The sequence below is a fragment of the Cryobacterium sp. Y82 genome (genome assembly GCF_002929495.1).
In the GTDB taxonomy this organism is placed as follows: Bacteria; Actinomycetota; Actinomycetes; order Actinomycetales; family Microbacteriaceae; genus Cryobacterium; species Cryobacterium serini.
Genome location: NZ_PJJJ01000018.1, coordinates 1 through 19,757, shown reverse-complemented (window position 1 = coordinate 19,757; position 19,757 = coordinate 1). Strand labels below are relative to the sequence as shown.

At 62.5% G+C, this 19,757-nt stretch carries 19 protein-coding genes; all 19 read left to right on the top strand.

Annotation, left to right across the window (positions count from 1 at the left end):
• The first annotated feature begins 129 nt into the window (after positions 1–129).
• The 19 genes from CXY70_RS01100 to CXY70_RS01015 all read left to right on the top strand — a co-directional run bounded on the left by CXY70_RS01100 (position 130) and on the right by CXY70_RS01015 (position 19,372).
• Positions 130–906, top strand: coding sequence for an IclR family transcriptional regulator (locus CXY70_RS01100; RefSeq protein ID WP_104190561.1), 777 nt, complete (start codon positions 130–132; stop codon positions 904–906).
• Between the two features lie 14 nt (positions 907–920).
• Positions 921–1,781: a CoA ester lyase gene (locus CXY70_RS01095; RefSeq protein ID WP_104190560.1), complete on the top strand. Its 861-nt coding sequence runs from the start codon at positions 921–923 to the stop codon at positions 1,779–1,781.
• Between the two features lie 154 nt (positions 1,782–1,935).
• Positions 1,936–3,132: a CaiB/BaiF CoA-transferase family protein gene (locus CXY70_RS01090; protein ID WP_199183323.1), complete on the top strand. Its 1,197-nt coding sequence runs from the start codon at positions 1,936–1,938 to the stop codon at positions 3,130–3,132.
• Complete coding sequence (locus CXY70_RS01085; protein WP_104190559.1) at positions 3,129–3,941, top strand: cyclase family protein; 813 nt, start codon at positions 3,129–3,131, stop codon at positions 3,939–3,941. Before CXY70_RS01090 ends, CXY70_RS01085 begins: the two co-directional genes overlap by 4 nt.
• Positions 3,938–5,407: an MmgE/PrpD family protein gene (locus tag CXY70_RS01080; RefSeq protein WP_104190558.1), complete on the top strand. Its 1,470-nt coding sequence runs from the start codon at positions 3,938–3,940 to the stop codon at positions 5,405–5,407. Before CXY70_RS01085 ends, CXY70_RS01080 begins: the two co-directional genes overlap by 4 nt.
• A 10-nt stretch (positions 5,408–5,417) precedes the next feature.
• Positions 5,418–6,881 carry a dihydroorotase family protein gene (locus CXY70_RS01075; protein ID WP_104190557.1) on the top strand — a complete coding sequence of 488 codons (1,464 nt, stop codon included), beginning with the start codon at positions 5,418–5,420 and terminating at the stop codon, positions 6,879–6,881.
• 183 nt (positions 6,882–7,064) lie between these two features.
• A complete protein-coding gene (locus CXY70_RS01070; protein ID WP_199183322.1) occupies positions 7,065–8,297 on the top strand; it encodes an ABC transporter substrate-binding protein in 1,233 nt (410 codons plus the stop codon).
• Positions 8,298–8,353: 56 nt separating this feature from the next.
• Positions 8,354–9,310: a branched-chain amino acid ABC transporter permease gene (locus CXY70_RS01065; RefSeq protein ID WP_233205659.1), complete on the top strand. Its 957-nt coding sequence runs from the start codon at positions 8,354–8,356 to the stop codon at positions 9,308–9,310.
• A complete protein-coding gene (locus tag CXY70_RS01060; protein ID WP_199183320.1) occupies positions 9,307–10,353 on the top strand; it encodes a branched-chain amino acid ABC transporter permease in 1,047 nt (348 codons plus the stop codon). Before CXY70_RS01065 ends, CXY70_RS01060 begins: the two co-directional genes overlap by 4 nt.
• A complete protein-coding gene (locus tag CXY70_RS01055; protein ID WP_104190554.1) occupies positions 10,350–11,066 on the top strand; it encodes an ABC transporter ATP-binding protein in 717 nt (238 codons plus the stop codon). Before CXY70_RS01060 ends, CXY70_RS01055 begins: the two co-directional genes overlap by 4 nt.
• 2 nt (positions 11,067–11,068) lie before the next feature.
• Positions 11,069–11,770 carry an ABC transporter ATP-binding protein gene (locus CXY70_RS01050; RefSeq protein WP_092452808.1) on the top strand — a complete coding sequence of 234 codons (702 nt, stop codon included), beginning with the start codon at positions 11,069–11,071 and terminating at the stop codon, positions 11,768–11,770.
• A 10-nt stretch (positions 11,771–11,780) separates the two neighbouring features.
• Positions 11,781–12,089: a muconolactone Delta-isomerase gene (locus tag CXY70_RS01045; RefSeq protein ID WP_092452713.1), complete on the top strand. Its 309-nt coding sequence runs from the start codon at positions 11,781–11,783 to the stop codon at positions 12,087–12,089.
• A 37-nt stretch (positions 12,090–12,126) separates the two neighbouring features.
• Positions 12,127–12,747 (top strand): hydantoin racemase, encoded by a 621-nt coding sequence (locus tag CXY70_RS17670; protein ID WP_158250867.1) that lies wholly within the window; start codon positions 12,127–12,129, stop codon positions 12,745–12,747.
• Positions 12,744–14,114, top strand: a complete 1,371-nt coding sequence (locus CXY70_RS01040) for an MmgE/PrpD family protein (RefSeq protein WP_158250866.1) — start codon at positions 12,744–12,746, stop codon at positions 14,112–14,114. The genes CXY70_RS17670 and CXY70_RS01040 overlap by 4 nt, the downstream gene beginning before the upstream one ends.
• On the top strand, positions 14,111–15,496 hold the full coding sequence (locus CXY70_RS01035; RefSeq protein ID WP_104190552.1) for an FAD-binding protein: 1,386 nt from the start codon (positions 14,111–14,113) through the stop codon (positions 15,494–15,496). The genes CXY70_RS01040 and CXY70_RS01035 overlap by 4 nt, the downstream gene beginning before the upstream one ends.
• On the top strand, positions 15,493–16,257 hold the full coding sequence (locus CXY70_RS01030) for an electron transfer flavoprotein subunit beta/FixA family protein (RefSeq protein WP_104190551.1): 765 nt from the start codon (positions 15,493–15,495) through the stop codon (positions 16,255–16,257). Before CXY70_RS01035 ends, CXY70_RS01030 begins: the two co-directional genes overlap by 4 nt.
• 38 nt (positions 16,258–16,295) lie before the next feature.
• Positions 16,296–17,297, top strand: a complete 1,002-nt coding sequence (locus tag CXY70_RS01025; protein WP_104190550.1) for an electron transfer flavoprotein subunit alpha/FixB family protein — start codon at positions 16,296–16,298, stop codon at positions 17,295–17,297.
• Positions 17,294–18,199: a cytochrome b/b6 domain-containing protein gene (locus CXY70_RS01020; protein WP_104190549.1), complete on the top strand. Its 906-nt coding sequence runs from the start codon at positions 17,294–17,296 to the stop codon at positions 18,197–18,199. The genes CXY70_RS01025 and CXY70_RS01020 overlap by 4 nt, the downstream gene beginning before the upstream one ends.
• A gap of 672 nt (positions 18,200–18,871) precedes the next feature.
• Positions 18,872–19,372 (top strand): hypothetical protein, encoded by a 501-nt coding sequence (locus CXY70_RS01015; RefSeq protein ID WP_146066017.1) that lies wholly within the window; start codon positions 18,872–18,874, stop codon positions 19,370–19,372.
• The last annotated feature ends 385 nt before the right edge of the window (positions 19,373–19,757 follow it).

Sequence of the window (19,757 nt, the reverse complement as noted above, 5' to 3'; positions counted from 1 at the left end):
GGTCGCCCAGCGTGGGCGGACGTGTAGCCCCGCTATCGAACTATGCGGGTTCCGGTGGGCGCGATACATGGCGCCGGTGCCCGCAACGGCGCGCTGGTCGGGTATTCTTCCTAACTGAGAGGCGGCCACATGAAGATTATTCCTGTCGTGACGCTCGGAGCCAGCGTTGGCGGAACCGAAACGGCCGACCGCGTCGCCGATATCCTGCTGCTATTCAGTCAGGCCGAAGGGGCTCTGGGCGGAAGCGAAATTTCCCGAAGCCTGGGCCTGAGCAAGGCAGTCGTGCATCGCATTCTGCAGTCACTTAATTCACGCGGGCTGTTGCAATCGGCTCCCGATTCCCCCGGTTACGTGCTCGGATCCGTCGTGATCGGCATGGGCAACAAAGCCTGGAACCAGCTCGACATTCGCGCGGTCGCCGGTCCCATTCTGCGTCGGCTTCGTGACACGACCAACGAGACGACGACACTTTCGGTTGTCTCGAGCCACGAGCGGGTCTACCTCGATCAATATGAGAGCACCCAAGAATTCAAGATGGTGGTGGAACTCGGGGTGCGTTACCCCCTACATTCGGGAGCATCCAGTCGTGCGATCCTCGCCCACCTCTCCGACGTCTATGTGCGTGAGGCCCTGAAGCAGCTCGCGGTCTTACACTCCGATTTCTCGGAAGCCGACTACCTCGCAACCCTCGCTAGCGTGCGCCGCAACGGGTACGCGATGTCGCTCAACGAGCGTGAAACGGGCGCAGCAGCCGTTGCGGCCCCGTTCTTCGACAAGGCCGGGATCGTGCTCGGTTGCATCAGTGTCTGCGGCCCGGCGTTTCGGTTTCAAACGGAGACCGCTGAGCGCCAAGCCCACCACGTCGCTGAGGCAGCGCGCACCATCACTTCCCTTCTCGCTCGCTGAACAGAAAGCTCCCCATGCACCACACCGCTGTACTTCCGCGTTCATTCCTCTACGTTCCCGCCGACCGCCCCGAACTCTTCGCAAAGGCGTGCAACGGACCGGCGGATGCGCTGATCTTCGATCTCGAAGACGCAGTACCACTCGGCCGCAAAGATGAGGCCCGGCGGGCCCTGCGCGACTGGTTGGCCGCCAACCCTACGAGCCGCCAGCAGATCTGGGTGCGCATCAATCAAGCCAGCATCATGGCCGATTTGCAGGCCGTCGTCAGCCCGGGCCTAACCGGCATTATGCAGGCGAAATGCTCCCCGGCTGTGCTGCTGGAGGCGACTGCTGCGCTCACCGACCTCGAGCGTAGCCGCGGCCTCGAACCGATCGGCATCATCGGCCTGGTCGAAGATGCCCGGTCGTTGCAAGCTCTCGACTCCATGGCCACCAATCCCCGTCTCGTCACTTTTGCCATTGGCGAGGTCGACCTGATGGCCGACCTGCGCATGGCCCGCACTCTCGCCGCCGAGCCCGCGCTGGACTCAATCCGGGCGCGCTTCGTCATCGCCTGCGCCGCGGCCGGTCTACGCCCGCCGCTTGCGCCCACGTCGACCGCCATTCGCGAGCTCGATGCCTTTGAGCAGTCCAGTCAAAAGATGCTCAACCTGGGATTTCGTTCCCGTACGGCCATCCACCCCGCACAACTAGCCGTCATTCACGCAGTCTTCAGCCCGAGCCTGGCAGAGCTAGCCGCAGCGCGTGACGTCATTGATCGCTTCGATCTGGCCGGCGGCGGGGTAGCCCTCGATGTCGCTGGACGCATGATTGATGCCGCCGTGGTACGGGGTGCTCAGGAGACGCTCAGCCGTACCGCCGAGCGGAACGATTAATCCGCGTCGCTTCGACCAGTAGACCGGAATTGCGGTTCGATCTCCTATTTTTCGACACGATGCGCGATAAATCGGCAATTTACATGGTCATTTCTACAAAATCTCGTTAGGCTCATACTCGAACCTGTTTCTTTGAGCGGAACGAGCAAATGCAATGATGCCAAATCTTCCCCTAGCCGGGCTTCGGGTTCTTGATGCCTCCACCATTCTCGCGGGCCCCTTGTGCTGCCAGATTCTGGGCGATTTCGGTGCCGACGTGATCAAGATCGAGCACCCGAAGCAGGGCGATAGCATGCGTGGGCATGGCGAGAGCAAGAACGGTGTACCGCTGTGGTGGAAGGAGATCAGCCGCAACAAGCGCACTTTGGGACTAAGCCTGAGTACCGTTGACGGCGCCGATATCTTTCGCAAGCTGATCCAGACCGCCGATGTCTTGGTCGAGAATTTTCGGCCGGGCACCCTCGAGCGCTGGGGCATAGGCCCCGAACTGCTTCTCGAGCTGAACCCCGGACTGGTCGTTCTGCGCCTCACCGGTTTTGGACAGACCGGCCCGTATGCCTCCCGCGCGGGGTTCGGCACCCTTGCCGAAGCGATGAGTGGGTTCGCCCACCTCACCGGCGAAGCGGATGGCCCTCCCACGCTGCCAGCATTCGGCCTCGCTGACAGCATTGCCGGCATTGCCGCTTCATCGGCCGTGCTCATGGCTCTTCGTCACCGTGACGCCACCGGAGAAGGCCAGGTGATCGACATCAGCATTCTGGAGCCGATCATGACAGCCGTTGGTCCAGGTCCTATGGTCTACCAGCAACTCGGCCTGATCGGGCAGCGCAATGGCAATCGCTCCACCAACAACGCGCCGCGCAACACCTACCTCACCAAAGATGATCGCTGGGTCGCTATCTCGACGAGCGCCCAACGCATTGCCGAGAAGGTCCTTGAGGTCGTCGGTCACGCCGAAGTCATCACTCAACCGTGGTTTGCTACCGGCAGCGGGAGGGTCCAGCACGTCGACCTGCTCGACGGTTACGTGAGCGATTGGGTGGGGCAGCACGAGCGAGCCGAGGTGCTCGCCATTTTCGCCGAAGCTGGTGCAGCCGTAGCCCCGGTATACGACGCCCGCGACATTGTCGAAGATCCGCACATCCAAGCCACAGAGATGCTCGTCGAGATCCCCGATGACGACCTGGGCCCCTTGCTGCAGCACAACGTCATGTGGCGTATGAGCAAAACGCCGGGAAGTATCCGGTTCACGGGACGCGATCTCGGCCAAGACACCGACGGCATCCTGAGCGAGCTTGGGTATGACAGTTCTGCCATCACAGCCCTGAAAGAAAGCGAGTCCGTTCGATGAGTGACCTTCTGTTGGATGCCGTTGTAAGCGGGGTCCAGGTCATCGACCTGGGGCGGCAGCTCAAGGTGGGAATGCCGCAATCGCCGAACCACCCGCAGTTCTGGCACACCATGCCGCGCCGCCACGGCGACGTGATGCGCAGCGACGGGGGAAGCGCTGCCAACGACATGATCACCACCGGCACGCACGTCGGCACGCACATCGATGCCCTCGCGCACGTGAGCCAGGATGGCAAACTATTCGGAGGGGTAGACGCCTCGGCGTCCTGCTTGGGCGGAAAGTATGTTGAACACGGGGTGCACACGATCGAACCCATGATCCGACGGGGCATCCTGATCGATCCGCCGACCTGGCTGGGAGTCTCCGATCTGGAGGGCGGCCGAGAAATCACCGTCGACGACCTTCAGCAATCGTTGCAGAGTCAGGGAACGGTCATCCGCGCCGGAGACGTTGTACTCATTCGTTCTGGCTGGGGCAAAAAGTTTGCCGAGGGAGCCCCTTATCTTGGTGGCACCTCTGGCGTTCCTGGCATCAGCGAGGAAGGTGCCACCTGGTTGGCCGCTCAGGGAATTCATACCGTCGGCGCCGACACCATCGCCTTCGAGCGGCTCGCCCCCGGCGGTGGCCACGCCCACCTGCCGGCGCACCGCATTTTTCTCGTTGAAAACGGTATCTACATAGTCGAGGCGCTCGACCTCGAAGAACTCTCCGCGCGTAAGATCTACGAGTTCACCCTGGTGCTCGTTCCTCTCAATATCTTCGGGGCAACGGGTTCGCCCGTGCGCCCCCTGGCCGTGGTGGCCGCATGAGCGCCGATCAGAATATCACCCTGGCGCAGTCACTCGCGCGTTTCGCTGTGCAGACGCGCTTCGACGATCTGCCCGAGGGCGTCGTGGAGAGCGTCAAGTCGCGGGTGCTGGACATCCTCGGAATCTGCGCCGCGGCATCTGCTCTCGACACGAGTCGCGCGGTGCGTCAATGGGTGGAATCTCAAGGCGGTGTCGCCCAGGCCAGCGCCGTCGGTGTGGCTGGTCGCTTGCCCGCCGCGCAGGCAGCTTTCGTGAACGGGGTGCTCGCGCACTCGCTCGACTACGACGACACCCATCTTCCCTCGGTGCTGCACCCCAGCGCGAGTGTCATCCCCGCCGTTCTCGCTGCGGCTGAAGCCTCCGGCGCCAGCGGTAAAGACGCGATTCGAGCCATTGCTATTGGCCTGGAGGTGTGTGTGCGCATCGGCATGGCGGGATACAACACTGAGACGAAGAACTCAACCTTCTTTGAGCACGGCCAACACGCGACGTCGATCTGTGGTGCGATGGGTGCCGCCGCCGCGGTCGCGGCTCTCGCGGGCACCGAAGCCGACGTCTGCAACGCGCTTGGTGTAGCGGCATCGATGGCCTCGGGAATCATCGAGTCGAACCGAACCGGCGGTACCGTCAAGCGTATGCACTGTGGCTGGGCCGCTCACTCGGCCGTCACCGCCGTCGAACTCGTGCGTGTTGGGCTCACCGGGCCGCCCACAGTACTCGAGGGGCGGTTCGGCTTCTTCGAGGCATGGCTGCATGGCGAGTTCGACGCCACCGGGATCACGGCCGGATTGGGCGCGGAGTGGTCGATTGAAGGTATATTCTTCAAGCCCTACCCGGCGAACCACTTCACCCACGCGGCCGTTGACGCGGCCGCCGCGTTACGTCGCGCGGGCATCGTTCCTGCCGACATAGCGTCGGTGACGCTCGGGGTGCCATTACCGACCTTGCGCACGATCGGGCAACCGATCGAGGTCAAACGTCGCCCTGAGACGGGCTATATGGCGCAGTTCTCTGGCCCGTATGCAATCGCCGCCGGACTGCTCGGCGGTGGTGGACTTGAGGTGGGCCTCGACGACTACACAGACGAACTCGCCCGGGATGCCGATCGGCGCGCGCTGATGGACAAGGTCGACGTCGTGGCGGATGACCGCTGCAGCGCAATCTTCCCCTCCCAGTTTCCGGCCGTGGTCACGGCCCGTCTCAATGACGGCAGCACAGTCGTTGAGGAAGTTCTGGTCAATCGCGGCGGACCGGGCAATCCGCTGAGCTTCGATCAGCTCACGCGCAAGTTTCGCGACAATGCCCGGCGCGTGATGTCAGAGGGGGCGATGGACTCTCTGGAACGGACCTGTCGCACTTTGCAGGACACGACCAGCGTTCAGCTCCTCTTCGCGGACTTGATCGCGGTCGACCCCCTGCTGTCGGCCGCTTTCGCCGATGCAACTCACTCTCGTTTAGACGATTAGAAAGAGAACCATGTCTACCTATGACCTCATCATCAAAAACTGCATAGTCGTTCGGCCAGACAGCGATTCCACTGAGAGGCTCGATGTTGCCGTAAAGGACGGCAAGTTCGCGGCGATCGAGCAGGACCTCGACGCGAGCCTCGCCGCCAAGGTCGTCGATGCAGGGGGCAAGCATCTCTTCCCCGGAGTCGTCGACGCGCACCAGCACTGGGGCATCTACAACGAGCTCAGCGAAGATACCGACTCTGAGAGCCGCGCGAGCGCGCAGGGCGGCGTCACGAGCGGCATTACCTACATTCGCACCGGCGCCTATTACATGAACAAGAGTGGCCCTTATCGGGAGATCTTTCCACAGATTTTGGCCGCTGCTGAGGGACGCGCCTTCATCGACTACGGTTTCCACGTTGCCCCCATTCTCAAGGAACATATCGACGAGATCTCCGATCTGATCGATATGGGCGTTCCGTCATTCAAGATCTTTATGTTCTACGGAATTCACGGTCTGCACGGAAACTCGAACGATCAGGGTAAGTTCCTCATGATCCCCGAAGACGAGTCGTATGACTTTGCGCACTTTGAATTCGTGATGCGTGGCATAGAACAGGCTCGGCGCGATCCCAAGTACGCGAAGATCAAGGACCAGATCTCACTTTCCCTGCACTGCGAGACAGCCGAAATTATGCGTGCCTATACCAAGCTGGTCGAGGCTGAGGGAACCCTCACCGGCCTCGAAGCGTATAGTGCGTCCCGGCCGCCGCACTCTGAGGGTCTCGCTATTACAATCGCCTCGTATTTGGCCTACGAGACCGAGCTCCCCAACATCAATCTGCTCCACCTCACCTCGCGCAAGGCGATCGAGGCGGCCATGATGATGCAGGCAACCTTCCCACACATCAACTTTCGCAGGGAAGTGACCGTGGGACACTTGCTGGCCGACTTCACGACGGCCAACCTCGGCGGCAAGGTGAACCCGCCCCTACGTTCTCGCGAAGATGTTGACGCGCTCTGGGATCACCTGCTGGCCGGTCACTTCTCCTGGGTGACCTCCGATCACGCCTGCTGCAAAGATGAGACCAAGTTCGGTGACCCGCGCGACGACGTCTTTCTGGCCAAGTCCGGTTTCGGCGGCGCGGAGTATCTCCTGGCTGGGCTCATCAGCGAGGGGCGCAAGCGCGGGCTTTCGTACAACTCGATCGCGCAGCTGGTCTCCAAGAACCCGGCCGAGCGCTTTGGGCTGGCGGGCAAGGGCAATGTGGCTGTTGGCTTCGATGCCGACTTCTGCCTCGTTGACGACACAACCACCTACACCGTTCGGGCCGAGGACTCGCTCTCGAGCCAAGGCCATACGCCGTTCGAGGGCTTCGAGCTCACGGCCAAGGTTACCGATACCTACCTGCGCGGATCCGGAGTGTTCGCCGACGGTGAGATCGTTGGCGCACCACGCGGGCGATTCCTTAACCGGTCCGGCGAATAGAGTCTCTGCTTCTTTCCGCTGAGCGAAACCAGCATTGGTTCGCTCAGCGGAATAAGGGTCTCGGAGAAATTTCAAATAATTGTAAGTAAATAAGGCGGTAAGTCGACAGAATAGGAATTGAGAGATTCCTCGAATCGATTCTCGGTCCGCTAAGCGGAACTGGTTATGAAGCAAAGGAGCATCATGAAAAAACACACATTGGTTGTAGTGGCCGTAGCGGTCGCACTGGGCATGTCAGGTTGCAGCGGGACCAGCAATGTGGCAGCTGGTGGGGACAGCGTGGACAGCGTAACCATCGGTTCCATCCACCCGCTCAGTGGCTCGCTCTCCGGTGTCGGTGGCTTGATGAATGCGGGCGCCAAGATGGCTGTCGCCGACATCAACGAGGCCGGCGGCATTGAAAGCCTTGGCGGCGCGACCCTCGTTCTCAACGAGGGTGACAGTCAGGGTAAGGCCGAAATCGGCCAGAGCGAAGCGCAGCGGCTGATCAGTGAGGGCGCGGTGGCCCTGATTGGTACCTACCAGTCAGACGTTACGCAAAACGTGGCCTCCGTCGCGGAACGTGCCAAGGTGCCGCTGGTCATCGACGTTGCCGTCGACGACAAGATTCTCGAGCAGGGGTACTCGTACAGCTTCCGCATCCAGCCGGATGCCACGAGCATGGGAGCCTCCGGTGCGCGTTCGCTCATCGCGATGGGCGAGGCTACCGGCACGGAGATTGACACGGTCGCCTACATCCACATCGAGGGAGCCTTTGGCGGCAGCGTATTCGAGGCTTTCAAGACCGAGGCTGAAGCTACTGGAATTACAGTTGCCGACGAGATCACCTACTCCGGCGCAAACTTCTCGGACGCGACTACGCAGGTCACCCAGGCCCTCGCCAGCGACCCTGACGTCATCGTGGTCACCGGCTACTTTCCTGACAACCTGCTCATAGCCGAGGCAGTGAACGCGCTGAAGCCCGACATCAAGGCGGTATTCGGCATCGCCAGCGGCGCCTACGACGACAACTCGTTCCCGGCAGCGGCGGGCGAAGCGGCCAGCAACATTCTGAGTGCCAACTACCACTACAGCGCGACGAGCGATCGTGTCGCTGACATTCGCACCCGCTTCGAAGCCGCCAACGGTGAGTCAATGGAGACGGCGTCGATGCTGTCGTACCAGGCCGTAGAGGTCATCGCGGCAGCCCTCGAAGAGAGCGGTTCAGTTGATCCAGAGGTGCTGCGCGATGCCATCTCGGCTCTGAGCCTGACCGACCCGCTGCTGGAATTCAACGGGCCGATCGAGTTCGACGAGAACGGTCAGAACATCAATGCCACGGTCGTGGTCATGCAGGTTCAAGACGGTGCCGTAGAGCAGGTCTTCCCGACCGAAATCGCAACGAAGGAAGCAATCCTTCCTGCGTTCAGCCGGTAGCCGCCATGAGCGTAGACGTCTCCATACCGGTCGAAACACCGACCAGGAGTGTGAACTTGTTGACGACCGAGCGGGGACGAATTGTGTTGGGCCTGTTCGCCATCACTGTGCTCGGAATCGCTGCGGTGTACCTTTTCGGCGGCAAGGACAGCAATCTGGTCACTCAAACGGTTGTAACGGGCCTGCTGCTCGGTGGCGTCTACGTTTTGGTTTCACTCGGTCTCACCCTCATTTTCGGGGTGTTGGGCATTGTCAACTTCGCCCAGGGCGCCATGCTGGCCATGGCCATGTACCTGGTCTATTTCATGGTGTCGTCCGCGGGTATCAATCCCTATCTGGCCGTGGTCCTTAGCGCGCCCATAATGTTCGGCTTTGGCTGGCTCGTGCAGTCGACCCTCATGAATAGGCTCATAACGGATGTCGGTCACTCACGACCGCTTCTCGTTACCCTTGGCCTGTCTCTTTTGATCTCGAACACGTTGCTGATGATCTTCGGCGGCCGCCCGTTGAACGTGCCTTCTCCCTACGCGGGTTCCGTACAGATTCTCGGTGCGATCGCCGATGTTCCCCGCATCATCGCCTTCGTCGGAGCGGTAATCGTCGCGGGCGGGCTCATCGTGATTCTGCGCAAGAGTCCACTCGGTCTCGCCATTCGTGCCGTCGCGGCGAACGGAACGGGCGCGTCGCTCGTAGGGGTAAACGTGAAGCGTATCTACGCGATGACCTTCGGTCTTGGCGCGGCATCCGTTGGTGTTGCCGGGGGACTGCTGGCCCCGTTCACCAGCCTCGTGCCGTCGGCGGGCGACCAATTCACCACGCTGGCCTTCGTGATCGTGGTCCTGGGTGGGTTGGGCAGCGTGCCTGGCGCGCTCGTGGGCGGCATTTTCATTGGGCTGCTGCAGACGGTCGGCTCGTTGTTCCTGCCGGGAAGCGGACCGCTCCTGTTGGTGTTCGGCATGTTCGTGCTGGTGCTATTTCTTCGACCTCAAGGACTGTTTGGAGCTAACAAGTGACTGCGTTAGGAGTTGCCGCGCCAGAGCGTCTGGCCGACCTGAAACGACGCCTTCCCACCGGCGCTCGGTTACATTTTTCGGTACTGGCACTCGTGCTGGTCGTGATGGCTTTCTTGCCCCTCGTCGTGCCGGAATCTGCCCTTCCCGTGGCGATTCGCACCCTAGTCTTCGCCATCATGGCCGTCGGCTGGAACCTGATGAGTGGGTACGGCGGCATGTTCAGCTTCGGCCACGCCGCATTCTTCGGAGTGGGCGCGTACACCAACGCCTATCTGCTCACCGCCTTCGGCGTCTCTCCCTGGATCGGCATGATCGTGGGTGCTGGTCTTTCGGCGGGTGTGGGCGTTCTCATCGCTTACTTGTGTTTGAAGTACAAGCTGGCCGGCTCGTACTTCGCGCTGGCGACGTTCGCCTTTGCTCAAATGTTCTTGCTCGTCACGCTCAACATGGAGTTTCTCAACAAGAGCGAGGGCATCAACATTCCGCTTCTGCCCGAGGAGTCGTGGTCCATGCTGCAGTTTGACCAGGGCAGTCTGTACTACTACTGGATTCCGCTCGTTCTATTGGGCGTCGCGGTGGCCGTCTCTATCTCGTTCGTTTACTCGCGACCGGGCCAGTTTGCCCAAGCCATTCGCGACGACCCTACGGCGGCGGAGTCGCTCGGTATCAAGGTAATGAAGTATCGCTTGATTCCGGTGGCATTGAGCTGCGCGGTGACCGCCGTCGCCGGTGCCTTCTACACCCAGTACTACCTCTTCATTGGGCCAGATCAGGCGTTTGGGCTGCACGTCTCGACCGATGCGATCATCCCCGCTGTCATCGGCGGCATCGGAACGATCTGGGGACCGCTTATCGGCGCCGCCGTGATCGGTCCGCTCTCCGCTGTCGTGGCCGGATTCCTGCGGGACCCGCCGCCATTCTTGGAGTTTCTGTACGGTACGAGCGGTCTCGACATCGCCATCTACGCCATCCTGCTCATCCTGATCGTGGTGTTCCTCCCCAAGGGCATATACGGCACAATCCGTGAAAGAAGGCGCAAATGAGTCTTCTCGTTCTTGACGGGCTCTCCAAGTCGTTCGGCGGCTTGGTCGCCCTCGGCAATGTGAACCTCGAAATCGCCGATCGTGAGTATCTCGGCATCATTGGCCCCAATGGTGCCGGCAAGACCACGCTGCTGTCGGTGTTGGCCGGCCAATTGCGCCCGACCTCAGGCAAGATCGTGTTTGATGGGCAGGACATCACCGGCTGGTCGGCCGATCGAGTGGCCTCGGTCGGACTCGTGCGCACCTTTCAATTGATGCGGCCTTTCGAAAGCATGACGGTGCTGGAAAACGTGGCGATCGCCTCGCACAACAAGATTCGGTCCATTCCAAAAGCGCGCGACCATGCCGCCGACGTGATCGACCGCGTCGGACTCGGGACCTATAAAGATGCGATGTCGGGTACTTTGCCGACCGCGGGTCTCAAGCGCCTTGAACTCGCCCGGGCGCTCGCCCTCGAACCGCGCGTGCTCTTGCTCGACGAGGTTCTGGCCGGTCTGGTGCCGACGGAACGGGCACCAATCATCGACCTGCTTCGCGAGATTCACCAGGACGGCGTCACAGTGTTGTTCGTGGAGCACATCATGGCCGCCGTGCTGGCTTTGTCGGAGCGACTTCTGGTGATGCACGAAGGCCAACAGCTGGCACTGGGTGTTCCGGCAGACGTTATCCAGGATGTAGCGGTCGTGGATGCCTATCTAGGAGAGGACTACTGATGCTGCTCGAGGTCAAGAATGTTCGTGCAGGCTATAGAAAACTGGAGATTCTCCACGAGCTGTCGCTGCACGTCGGCAGCGGCGAGATCGTATCACTGATCGGCGCCAACGGAGCCGGCAAGACGACCACCTTGCGCTCGCTGGCCGGTCTCATCCACCCCAGTAGCGGGGAAATTCTGTTCGAGGGTGTTCCCCTGCAGAGCGCCCGACCGGATCAGATCGTGCGGGCCGGTCTCGTGCACGTCGCCCAGGACCGGGCGCTGTTCGGTGGGCTTCAGGTCATCGAAAACCTGGTGATGGGTGCGTATACGCAGCCGAAATCGTCGGTTCGTGCATCCCTCGAGCGTGTCTTCGACTTGTTTCCCATTCTGCAATCCCGGCGAACCCAGCGTGCCGAGACCATGTCAGGCGGGCAGCAACAGATGTTGGCCATCGGTCGTGCGCTCATGGCGCAGCCCAAATGTCTCACGCTCGATGAACCGTCGATCGGACTTGCGCCCAACTTGGTCGCTCAGGTCTTCGCGGCGATCCAGAAGATTCGCGACGATGGCGCGACCGTGCTGATCGTGGAGCAGAACGCATCACAGGCGTTGGCGATCTCCGATCGTGCCTATGTGCTCGAGAGCGGTTCTGTCGTGCTTGAGGGCACCGGGCAAGAGCTTGCCGACAGCGCCGAGGTTCGCAAAGCCTATCTCGGTATGTAAGGGGCACGGCATGGAATTTCTCGTTCACATTGACATAGCCTGGCCGGCCGACGGTGACGCGGCCCGCAAGGAAGCAATCTTTCAGCGGGAGCTTGAACAGGGCCAGGTTCTTGCCCGCGCCGGGAAACTCAGGCGAATATGGCGCATTCCTGGGCGCTGGGCCAACTGGAGTCTCTACGAGGTGGCCGATGCCACCGAACTTCATGAAGCCCTATCCTCGCTGCCGCTGTATCCCTGGATGTCGATCACCGCGCATCCACTCGCCCTCCACCCGAACGATCCCCGTGTCCTCGGGATCGTTCCCCAACTTCAGAGCTGAGGTTGTTTTGCAGTTACTTGCCATCACTCCGATTGCCGTGAGCGTGGAAGAAATCGCCCGGCGCCAGCATCGCTACGACCGGCTCGTGCCGGCGGGCGTGCGTGTGCTCGTGGAAAACTTGGGTGCCGGTTCCGAAGTACCCCGATCACTCGAGACGCACGACGACATCGTGGCGTCGGAGCAATGTCTCATTGCGCGCTATCGCGCCGTCGACGGTACGGGCTGGAGCGGTTTCCTGCCGGATTGCGTTCTCGACCCGGTAGTCGACAGCCCGCCCGGCCTGTTTGCCCGGCCGGTCTACGGCATTCTCAAACTCACGACTACCTTTCTACTCGGCCAGGGCCTCACTGTGGGTGCCGTCGCTCGCAACGATACGATTGCGCGGGAGCTGGATCGCAAGCTCGCGCTCTACGGCGCCGCCATCAGCACCGCAATTCTCGGACTTTCTGTCGATGACATCTCCGACGAAGCCCGGTGGGCGAGAGCTACGCGCGACCTCCTGTCCACCGCCACTGACGATGCGGTCATCAACGGATGCTCTGCGGTGGAAGTACCGGACGTCGGGACCAAGCTCGTCGACCCCACGTCCCTCGCGCTGCAACTGCTCGGCCTCAGCGCGAAACTACACTTGTCGCCGCGGGCAGTCGCGTGGGCATGACCGACCGACCCGCGTTGGTCCGTGCCATCGACCAGCTGGCCGAATTCGCGGCCGCGCTCACGTTTGAGAGCCTGCCCGAGAGCGTGCGCGAACGACTGCTCCTGCTGCTCACTGACTTGTGGGGCGTCACCGTGGCCGGTGCCCGCACCCCTGAACTGACGCGGCTGTTCGCCGAGTGGGACGCCGAACCTGGCCGTGCCCCCATCCTCGGAACGAGCGACACTACGACCGCTGAGGAGGCCGCTTTTCTGAACGCCGTCTCGGCCTGCGTGCTTGAGCTCGACGAAGGTAACAAGCATTCGCAGGGCCACCCGGCGGCGCACATCGTCTTCGCCGCCATGGCCGCAGTGCAACGCTCCCGCCGGGCAGTGACCGGGGCGGAGTTCCTGGTGGCTGTGGTCGCGGGGTACGAGGTAGCCGCACGGTGTGGCCGGGCCCTGGATCGACATCCGCTGTGGCACCCACACGGACACTGGGGTGCAGTGGGAGCGGCGTGCGCCGCGGCACTGGTTGCCGGGCACCCGGCCGAGCGCATCGCGGCGGCGATGGATGCCTCGGGTGGGCTTATGACGGTGACGCCGTGGTCCATGGCGCTCGAGGGCAACTTCACCCGAAACCTGTGGGCCGCCAACGCCGGCACAGCGGGGTTGCACGCCGCGCGGCTGGCCGGGTCAGGACTGGTCGCCAACACCGGTGCCCTGGCAAGCAGCCTGGGCACCATCATCGGCACCCTCGACGCCGCAGCCCTGGTCGACGACCTCGGTGAGCGCTGGTTTATCACCGAGGGCTACGTAAAGTCGCACTCAAGCTGCGCTTTCACGCACGGCGCGATCGACATCATCCAGGCGCTCAAGGCGCGGCGCGCCTTCGCCATGGCCGATGTGGCCGATGTGCTCGTGACCACCACAGCCCTGGCACGGCCGCTGTTCGACGGCACCGCCCACAACCGGCTGTCGGCCATGTTCTCCTTCCCCTTCGTTGTGGCGGCCGCCCTGCTTAATGAACGCGTCGACCCGCAGGCAATGAACCCGGCGCTGCCGGCCTTCGCCCAAGCGCGGGCGCTCAGCACTCGGGTGCGCATGGCCGCGTCGGACGATTTCGACAGGCTGCTGCCCGACGCTCGCTGGGTTCGGGTCGATATCACCCTGAGCGACGGAACGGTGCTCACTGACTCAGCGCCCAACGCCATTGGGGATGCCGACAACTCTCCGCTCGGTGCCGAGCAGATCACCGCCAAGCTCGATGCCCTTATCGGGTCTGCCGACACCGCACACCTTGCCAGCCTGGTCGCCACCCTTGTCGCCAGCGCCGACGCCGCGGCAACCCTGGCCGCTCTCACGCCCACGATCCAAGGAGCAGCACTATGACCGACAATACCGAAGAAGAGGGTGTCGACCTCGTCGTCGCCGGGGGAGGGGGCGGCCTGGCCGCCGCTATCCGGGCGGCGCAGCACGGGCTGTCCGTGCTCGTCATCGATGCCAGCGAGCACTTTCTCAGCGCGAACAACACGGCAATGTCCACTGCGATGATCCCCGGGGCGGGCTCGCGCTGGCAGTCCGAGGCCGGCATCGCGGATTCCGCCGACACGTTCTACGCCGACATCGTGGCCAAGACCAAGGGGCAGGCCGACGAGAATCTCGCGCGGGCCCTCGCCGAGGTGAGCGGCCCCCTCGTGGAATGGCTTGCCGACGAGGTGGGCCTGCCCATGTCCCTCGTGACCGATTTTCCCTACCCGGGGCACTCTCAGCTGCGCTGCCATACCGTGCCCGGCCGCGCCGGCGCCGTGTTGCTCAAGCACCTGGCCGAAGCGGCGCAGAGCTCACCACTCATCGATTTCTTCGTGCCGGCCCGGCTTATCGATGTGATCATGACCGACGGCACCGTGTCGGCGGTGGTCGTCGATACACCTGCGGGGCTCGAGACGATCCACACCCGGGCCGTGCTGCTCGCCACCAACGGGTTCGGCGCTGACGCCGAGCTCGTGGGCCGGTACCTGCCGGAGATCGCCGGCGCCGTTTACTACGGCAGTGACGAGTCCACCGGAACGGCGCTTCAAATCGGCGCCCGGCTCGGCGCCGCGACGGCCTATCTCGACGCCTACCAGGGACACGCCGCCCTCGCGATGCCCTCGGCCACCCTTGCCGGCTGGGCCACGGTCATGCACGGCGGGTTTCTCGTAAACGAGGCGGGTGCACGGTTCGGCAACGAGACCAGCGGCTATTCCGAGTACGCGCAGGAGTCGCTCCGGCATGCGAACGGCCGGGCGTGGATCATTCTCGACCGGCGTATTCACGAGGCGTGCCTGTCGTTTCAGGACTACCAGGACACCGTCAATCTCAACGGGATCCGCTGGGCCACCACCGCGGCCGAGCTAGCCGAACTCGTGAATATCGACTCCGCGGGTCTCACCCAAACCCTCGCCGAGACTCGCGAGTACGCCGCGGCGCGGGCAGCGGATGCCTTCGGTCGCACCCTTTGGGAGGCGCCACTGAATGGCGAACTCGCCGCCATCTTCGTGCAGCCCGCCCTGTTCCACACCCAGGGTGGCCTGCGAGTGGACGGTCAAGGCCGGGTACTGCGCGACACGGGTGACGCGATCACCGGACTCTACGCATCCGGTGGCGCTGCAATGGGCATCTCTGGTCACGGCGCCGCCGGCTATCTCGCCGGTAACGGGCTGCTTCCTGCACTCGGCCTGGCCTATCTGGCCGCCGAACACCTGCACGCTAACGCTGGAGTTGTGTCATGAAAATTGTTGTACTGGTTAAACACGTGCCCGACACTTGGAATGAGCGCACGCTCGATCTGAACACCGGATGGATTGACCGCACTGGCGCGGCTGTGATCGACGAGATCAATGAACGTGCCCTCGAGGTAGCGCTCGCGTACCAGGATTCGCACGATGCCGAAGTTGTGGTGCTCACCATGGGACCAGAGCAAGCCAAAGACTCGCTGCGCAAGGCGCTCGCTATGGGCGCCGATTCTGCCGTGCACGTGCTCGACCCCTTGCTGGCTGGGGCCGATCTGGTGCGCACCGCCACAGTGCTGGCCGCAGCGCTGCGTCAGACAGGTTTCGGCCTGGTGATCGCTGGCAACGAATCGACGGATGGTCGTGGAGGCGTCATTGCCTCAATGGTGGCCGAGCTACTCGGCGTGTCACAGGCCACAAATCTAAATTCGGTCGTGATCGGAGTCGACGCCTTGCATGGGGAGCGCGCCACTGAGGCTGGCACCCTCACTGTGAGCAGCGTTCTGCCGGCGGTCATCTCGATAACCGAGCTGTCAGCCACACCTCGGTTCGCCACTTTTCGAAACATCATGCGCGCCAAGAAGAAGCCCGTCGTGGTGATGACCCTCGCAGACCTGGCAGTCGACACTGCTCCCCGAGCGGATGCCATCACTCTCGCTGCCCAACGCACCCCCGCACGCGCCGCCGGGATAAAGATCGTCGACGCCGGCGACGCCGGAACCGAGCTGGCCGGCTTTCTCGCTGGCAAACGCCTGATCTAACGCTGCCGGCTGCTCATCTCACTTGTAAGGAGACTCACGTGTCACACATCATCACCCTCATCGACATCACACCCGCTGGCGAGATCGCTAACACTGCTGCCCAGCTCCTGAGTGCAGCGGCGCGGCTCGGAACCCCTGTGGCTGTCGCCGCAGTGCGTGCCGAGATAACGAATAACCGGCAACTGGTCGCACGCATCAGCGAGCACCTCGGGACGCTCGGAGCCGAGCAGGTCTACCTGGTTGCGAGCGAGCACGTCGGCGTGATCATGCATTGGCCGCAACTTGAGGCACTGGCTACTGCCGCCACCACGCTCGCCGCCTCCGGTGTTCTGCTGTGCAATTCCATCGAGGGTAGAGAGATCGCCGGTCGCCTGGCGGTGCGCCTCGGCGGCACACTCCTCGTGGATGCCCTCGACGTACGGCAGGACAACGATCGAATAGTAGCGACGCACTCCATTTTCGGCGGCTCCTATCTGGTCGACGCGGCGGTCACCGGGAAGCCGGCTATTTTGACCCTGCGGCAGAGTACGGCCGACGAGACTCCTGTAGTTCAGCATCCGGTCGCGACAATCAACATTTTGGATACGGATGTGGCCGGAGCCCACTCTGCCGTGATCGAGGCATTTCATGCCGTTGAGGCCGGCGCCGACCGCCCCGACCTGCGTGGCGCACGCGCAGTGGTGTCAGGGGGCCGAGGCATGCAATCCCGTGAACAGTTCGCACTCGTAGAACAGTTGGCCGCAGCGCTCGGGGCGGCGGTCGGGGCATCTCGCGCGGCAGTCGACGCCGGCTTCGCCGAGCAAACTACCCAAGTGGGCCAGACCGGCGTGACTGTGTCGCCCGAGCTCTACGTAGCTCTGGGCATCTCAGGTGCTATCCAGCACCGCGCGGGCATGCAGACAGCGAGCACCATCGTGGCCATCAACACGGATGCCAACGCCCCCATTTTTGACATCGCCGACTTCGGTATCGTCGGCGATGTTTTCGCTGTGGTGCCGCAACTTATCGCGGCCATCGCCGCCCGCGACAGCGCCGCATGACACGACCGTCGAAAACTCTCATCCGATTGCTCTGGGCGATACCCCTCGCCCTCGTAATACTGCTGGCTTTGGTTCTGGCTGCCCGGGCTCTGCGGGAGACCGCGGCCGGCCAGAACTTTCTCGCGGCCTACCCGGGGACCGCTACGTTACCGGAGACCGCGCCGGTCGGCATCCCCGCTTGGCTCGCCTGGCAGCACGGCCTGAACGTATTTTTTCTGCTGTTCATCGTGCGATCCGGTTGGCAAGTGCGCACCTCCACCCGCCCAGCAGCGTACTGGCAGCGCAACAATACAGGGCGCATTCGCACCAAGCGAGCGCCGACCCGCATCAGCCTCAACCTCTGGGCGCACCTCACATCGGACACGTTGTGGGTCATCAACGGTGTCGTTTTCTATGTACTGCTGTTCGTGACGGGGCAGTGGGTGCGCATCGTTCCGCTTGATTATGAAATCATTCCGAACGCATTGTCGGCGGCGCTGCAATACCTGTCATTGAACTGGCCGGTCGAAGACGGCTGGGTCAACTACAACGCACTTCAGACGCTCAGCTATTTTGCGGTCGTGTTCATCGCCGCTCCTCTGGCGCTGATCACGGGGCTGCGAATGTCACCCGCCGGCATCTCATCCCGATTCAGCAAGCTCGTGCCGATCACGGTGGCGCGCGCAATTCACTTTCCGGTCATGATCTTTTTCGTGGCGTTCACGGCGGTGCACGTGACCCTTGTGCTGACGACCGGGGCGCTGCGAAATCTCAACCATATGTACGCCGCTCGCAGTGACGACAGCTGGGTAGGGTTTTGGATCTTCGCAGCGTCGCTTGTTCTCATGATCATTGTGTGGGTGGTAACAAGGCCGTTGGTGCTGCGGTCTATTGCCTCGCTGACCGGCTCGGTGTCCCGCTAGTTATAGATGATCAGGGCCGTCATTGAAAGTTTAGATTCTGAGTGTTGACTCGTTAGTCCAGCCAAGGAAAGGCAATAGAAATGCTGCTCAAGTCACGTAAGTCAAGTTTGTCATGGGAGTCGCGAGCCGCTCCAACCGTATCCAGACCAGAGTTTTCGTCCAGTGACGGCGTTGGAACGATGCACCATTCCGTTCCTCCAGCTGCCCGCCGTAGGGTTCGGTAACGCATGATCGGCACTGCGGGCTGGTACCCGGATTCGAGCGATTCAAATCGTTCAGTCTATTTCAATGGCAGCTATCCAGAAGTCACCCGCCAGCCAACCGAGCGCCAAGGCGATCAGGGTACTTTTGCATTTCGTCTGTGGTCATTGCTGAAAGGTCATTGATTCCGGGCTGACATGCTGGCCCCAGCGGTTGCCTCGTTTCTCGCGTTTGTCGTAGCAGTCGGGTGCCTCGACGCGTCTCACGGACCGGATCCGCGAGCTGAATCATCTCTGGCGGTCGGAACACCTTGACCGGGCCCGGGAGCTCAATCGCGACTCGATGCGTCGGGCCGCGGCTCGTCGGCACCGTGAGGCGCAGGTGCGGGAGCGGGCGAAGCGGTGGAGGGAGCGGGCGAAGCGGTGGCGGGTGGAGCATCCGGAGCGCTGGCGGGAGTATCAGCAGCGGTGGGTGGCGGAGAATCGCGAGAAGGTGCGCGAGTACTACAACCGTTACTACGAGGCTCATCGTGACGAGGTGAACGCCCGGGCCGCGGCCAGGCGGGATGCGGACCCCGAGCGCACCAAGCAGATAACCCGGCAGTGGGCCGACCGCAACAAGGAGCGCCGGGCGGAGTTGCAGCGCAACAGGCGCAGCGACCCGGAGGTATATAAGTCCGAGCTGGAGGCTATCGCGTCAGCGCGACGCCTCAAGCGGAGCCTGAGTCGGGCCGGCCTCCCGCCGAAACTTTTGCACGCGACGCCTGCGGCTGAGCGTCGGGTGAACGAGCGCGACGCCGACGCCTATTTCAATGACCCGTCGCGGCCTGAGCACCTGCGGCAGTTCACCGTGTTCGCTGAATCGCTGAATCGCCGACCGAGCACATGCTCAAGAACGGTGCCCGCATGCGCGAGTTCGCCGAAGCCTACGTGTCGTCACGGGCGCGCGTTGGGCTTCCGACTGTGTCGGTAGAGGACGTTGTCTACGCCCGAGCTGTGGAGGTAGTCGCGGAGCGGATGCGCCGGGTCGACCTGCTGACCGGCCGCGACGTCGCCGCGGCTGTGCGGAGCACGCAAGCAGAGGTTCGAAATGTGGAGCGGCGGAAGCAACTCGATCAGCTCGTGAAAATGCTCGTAGCGCACGTTCACCGCCACAGTGCACGTCTCGAGTTCGCTGCGCAGGAGGAAAACACAGCAAGGGCTCACCGGGGAAAGCCGACTTTGCCGACCGAATCACTCGTAACGAAGTTCGCACTGCACGAGGTCCTGGAGCGTCCCGGAATTTGTCAAGGTGAATGAGGCCAGTGGGAGTTTAGGCGGCTAGTTCGAGTCGGTCATTCTCGGTGGGTTTGTCGGCT

Coding starts and splice junctions, on each gene's coding strand:
- CXY70_RS01030 (WP_104190551.1), top strand. CDS start 15,493: ATGAAAATTGTTGTACTGGTTAAACACGTGCCCGACACTTGGAATGAG.
- CXY70_RS01045 (WP_092452713.1), top strand. CDS start 11,781: ATGGAATTTCTCGTTCACATTGACATAGCCTGGCCGGCCGACGGTGAC.
- CXY70_RS01080 (WP_104190558.1), top strand. CDS start 3,938: ATGAGCGCCGATCAGAATATCACCCTGGCGCAGTCACTCGCGCGTTTC.
- CXY70_RS01055 (WP_104190554.1), top strand. CDS start 10,350: ATGAGTCTTCTCGTTCTTGACGGGCTCTCCAAGTCGTTCGGCGGCTTG.
- CXY70_RS01040 (WP_158250866.1), top strand. CDS start 12,744: ATGACCGACCGACCCGCGTTGGTCCGTGCCATCGACCAGCTGGCCGAA.
- CXY70_RS01020 (WP_104190549.1), top strand. CDS start 17,294: ATGACACGACCGTCGAAAACTCTCATCCGATTGCTCTGGGCGATACCC.
- CXY70_RS01090 (WP_199183323.1), top strand. CDS start 1,936: ATGATGCCAAATCTTCCCCTAGCCGGGCTTCGGGTTCTTGATGCCTCC.
- CXY70_RS01100 (WP_104190561.1), top strand. CDS start 130: ATGAAGATTATTCCTGTCGTGACGCTCGGAGCCAGCGTTGGCGGAACC.
- CXY70_RS01035 (WP_104190552.1), top strand. CDS start 14,111: ATGACCGACAATACCGAAGAAGAGGGTGTCGACCTCGTCGTCGCCGGG.
- CXY70_RS01075 (WP_104190557.1), top strand. CDS start 5,418: ATGTCTACCTATGACCTCATCATCAAAAACTGCATAGTCGTTCGGCCA.
- CXY70_RS01070 (WP_199183322.1), top strand. CDS start 7,065: ATGAAAAAACACACATTGGTTGTAGTGGCCGTAGCGGTCGCACTGGGC.
- CXY70_RS01085 (WP_104190559.1), top strand. CDS start 3,129: ATGAGTGACCTTCTGTTGGATGCCGTTGTAAGCGGGGTCCAGGTCATC.
- CXY70_RS01095 (WP_104190560.1), top strand. CDS start 921: ATGCACCACACCGCTGTACTTCCGCGTTCATTCCTCTACGTTCCCGCC.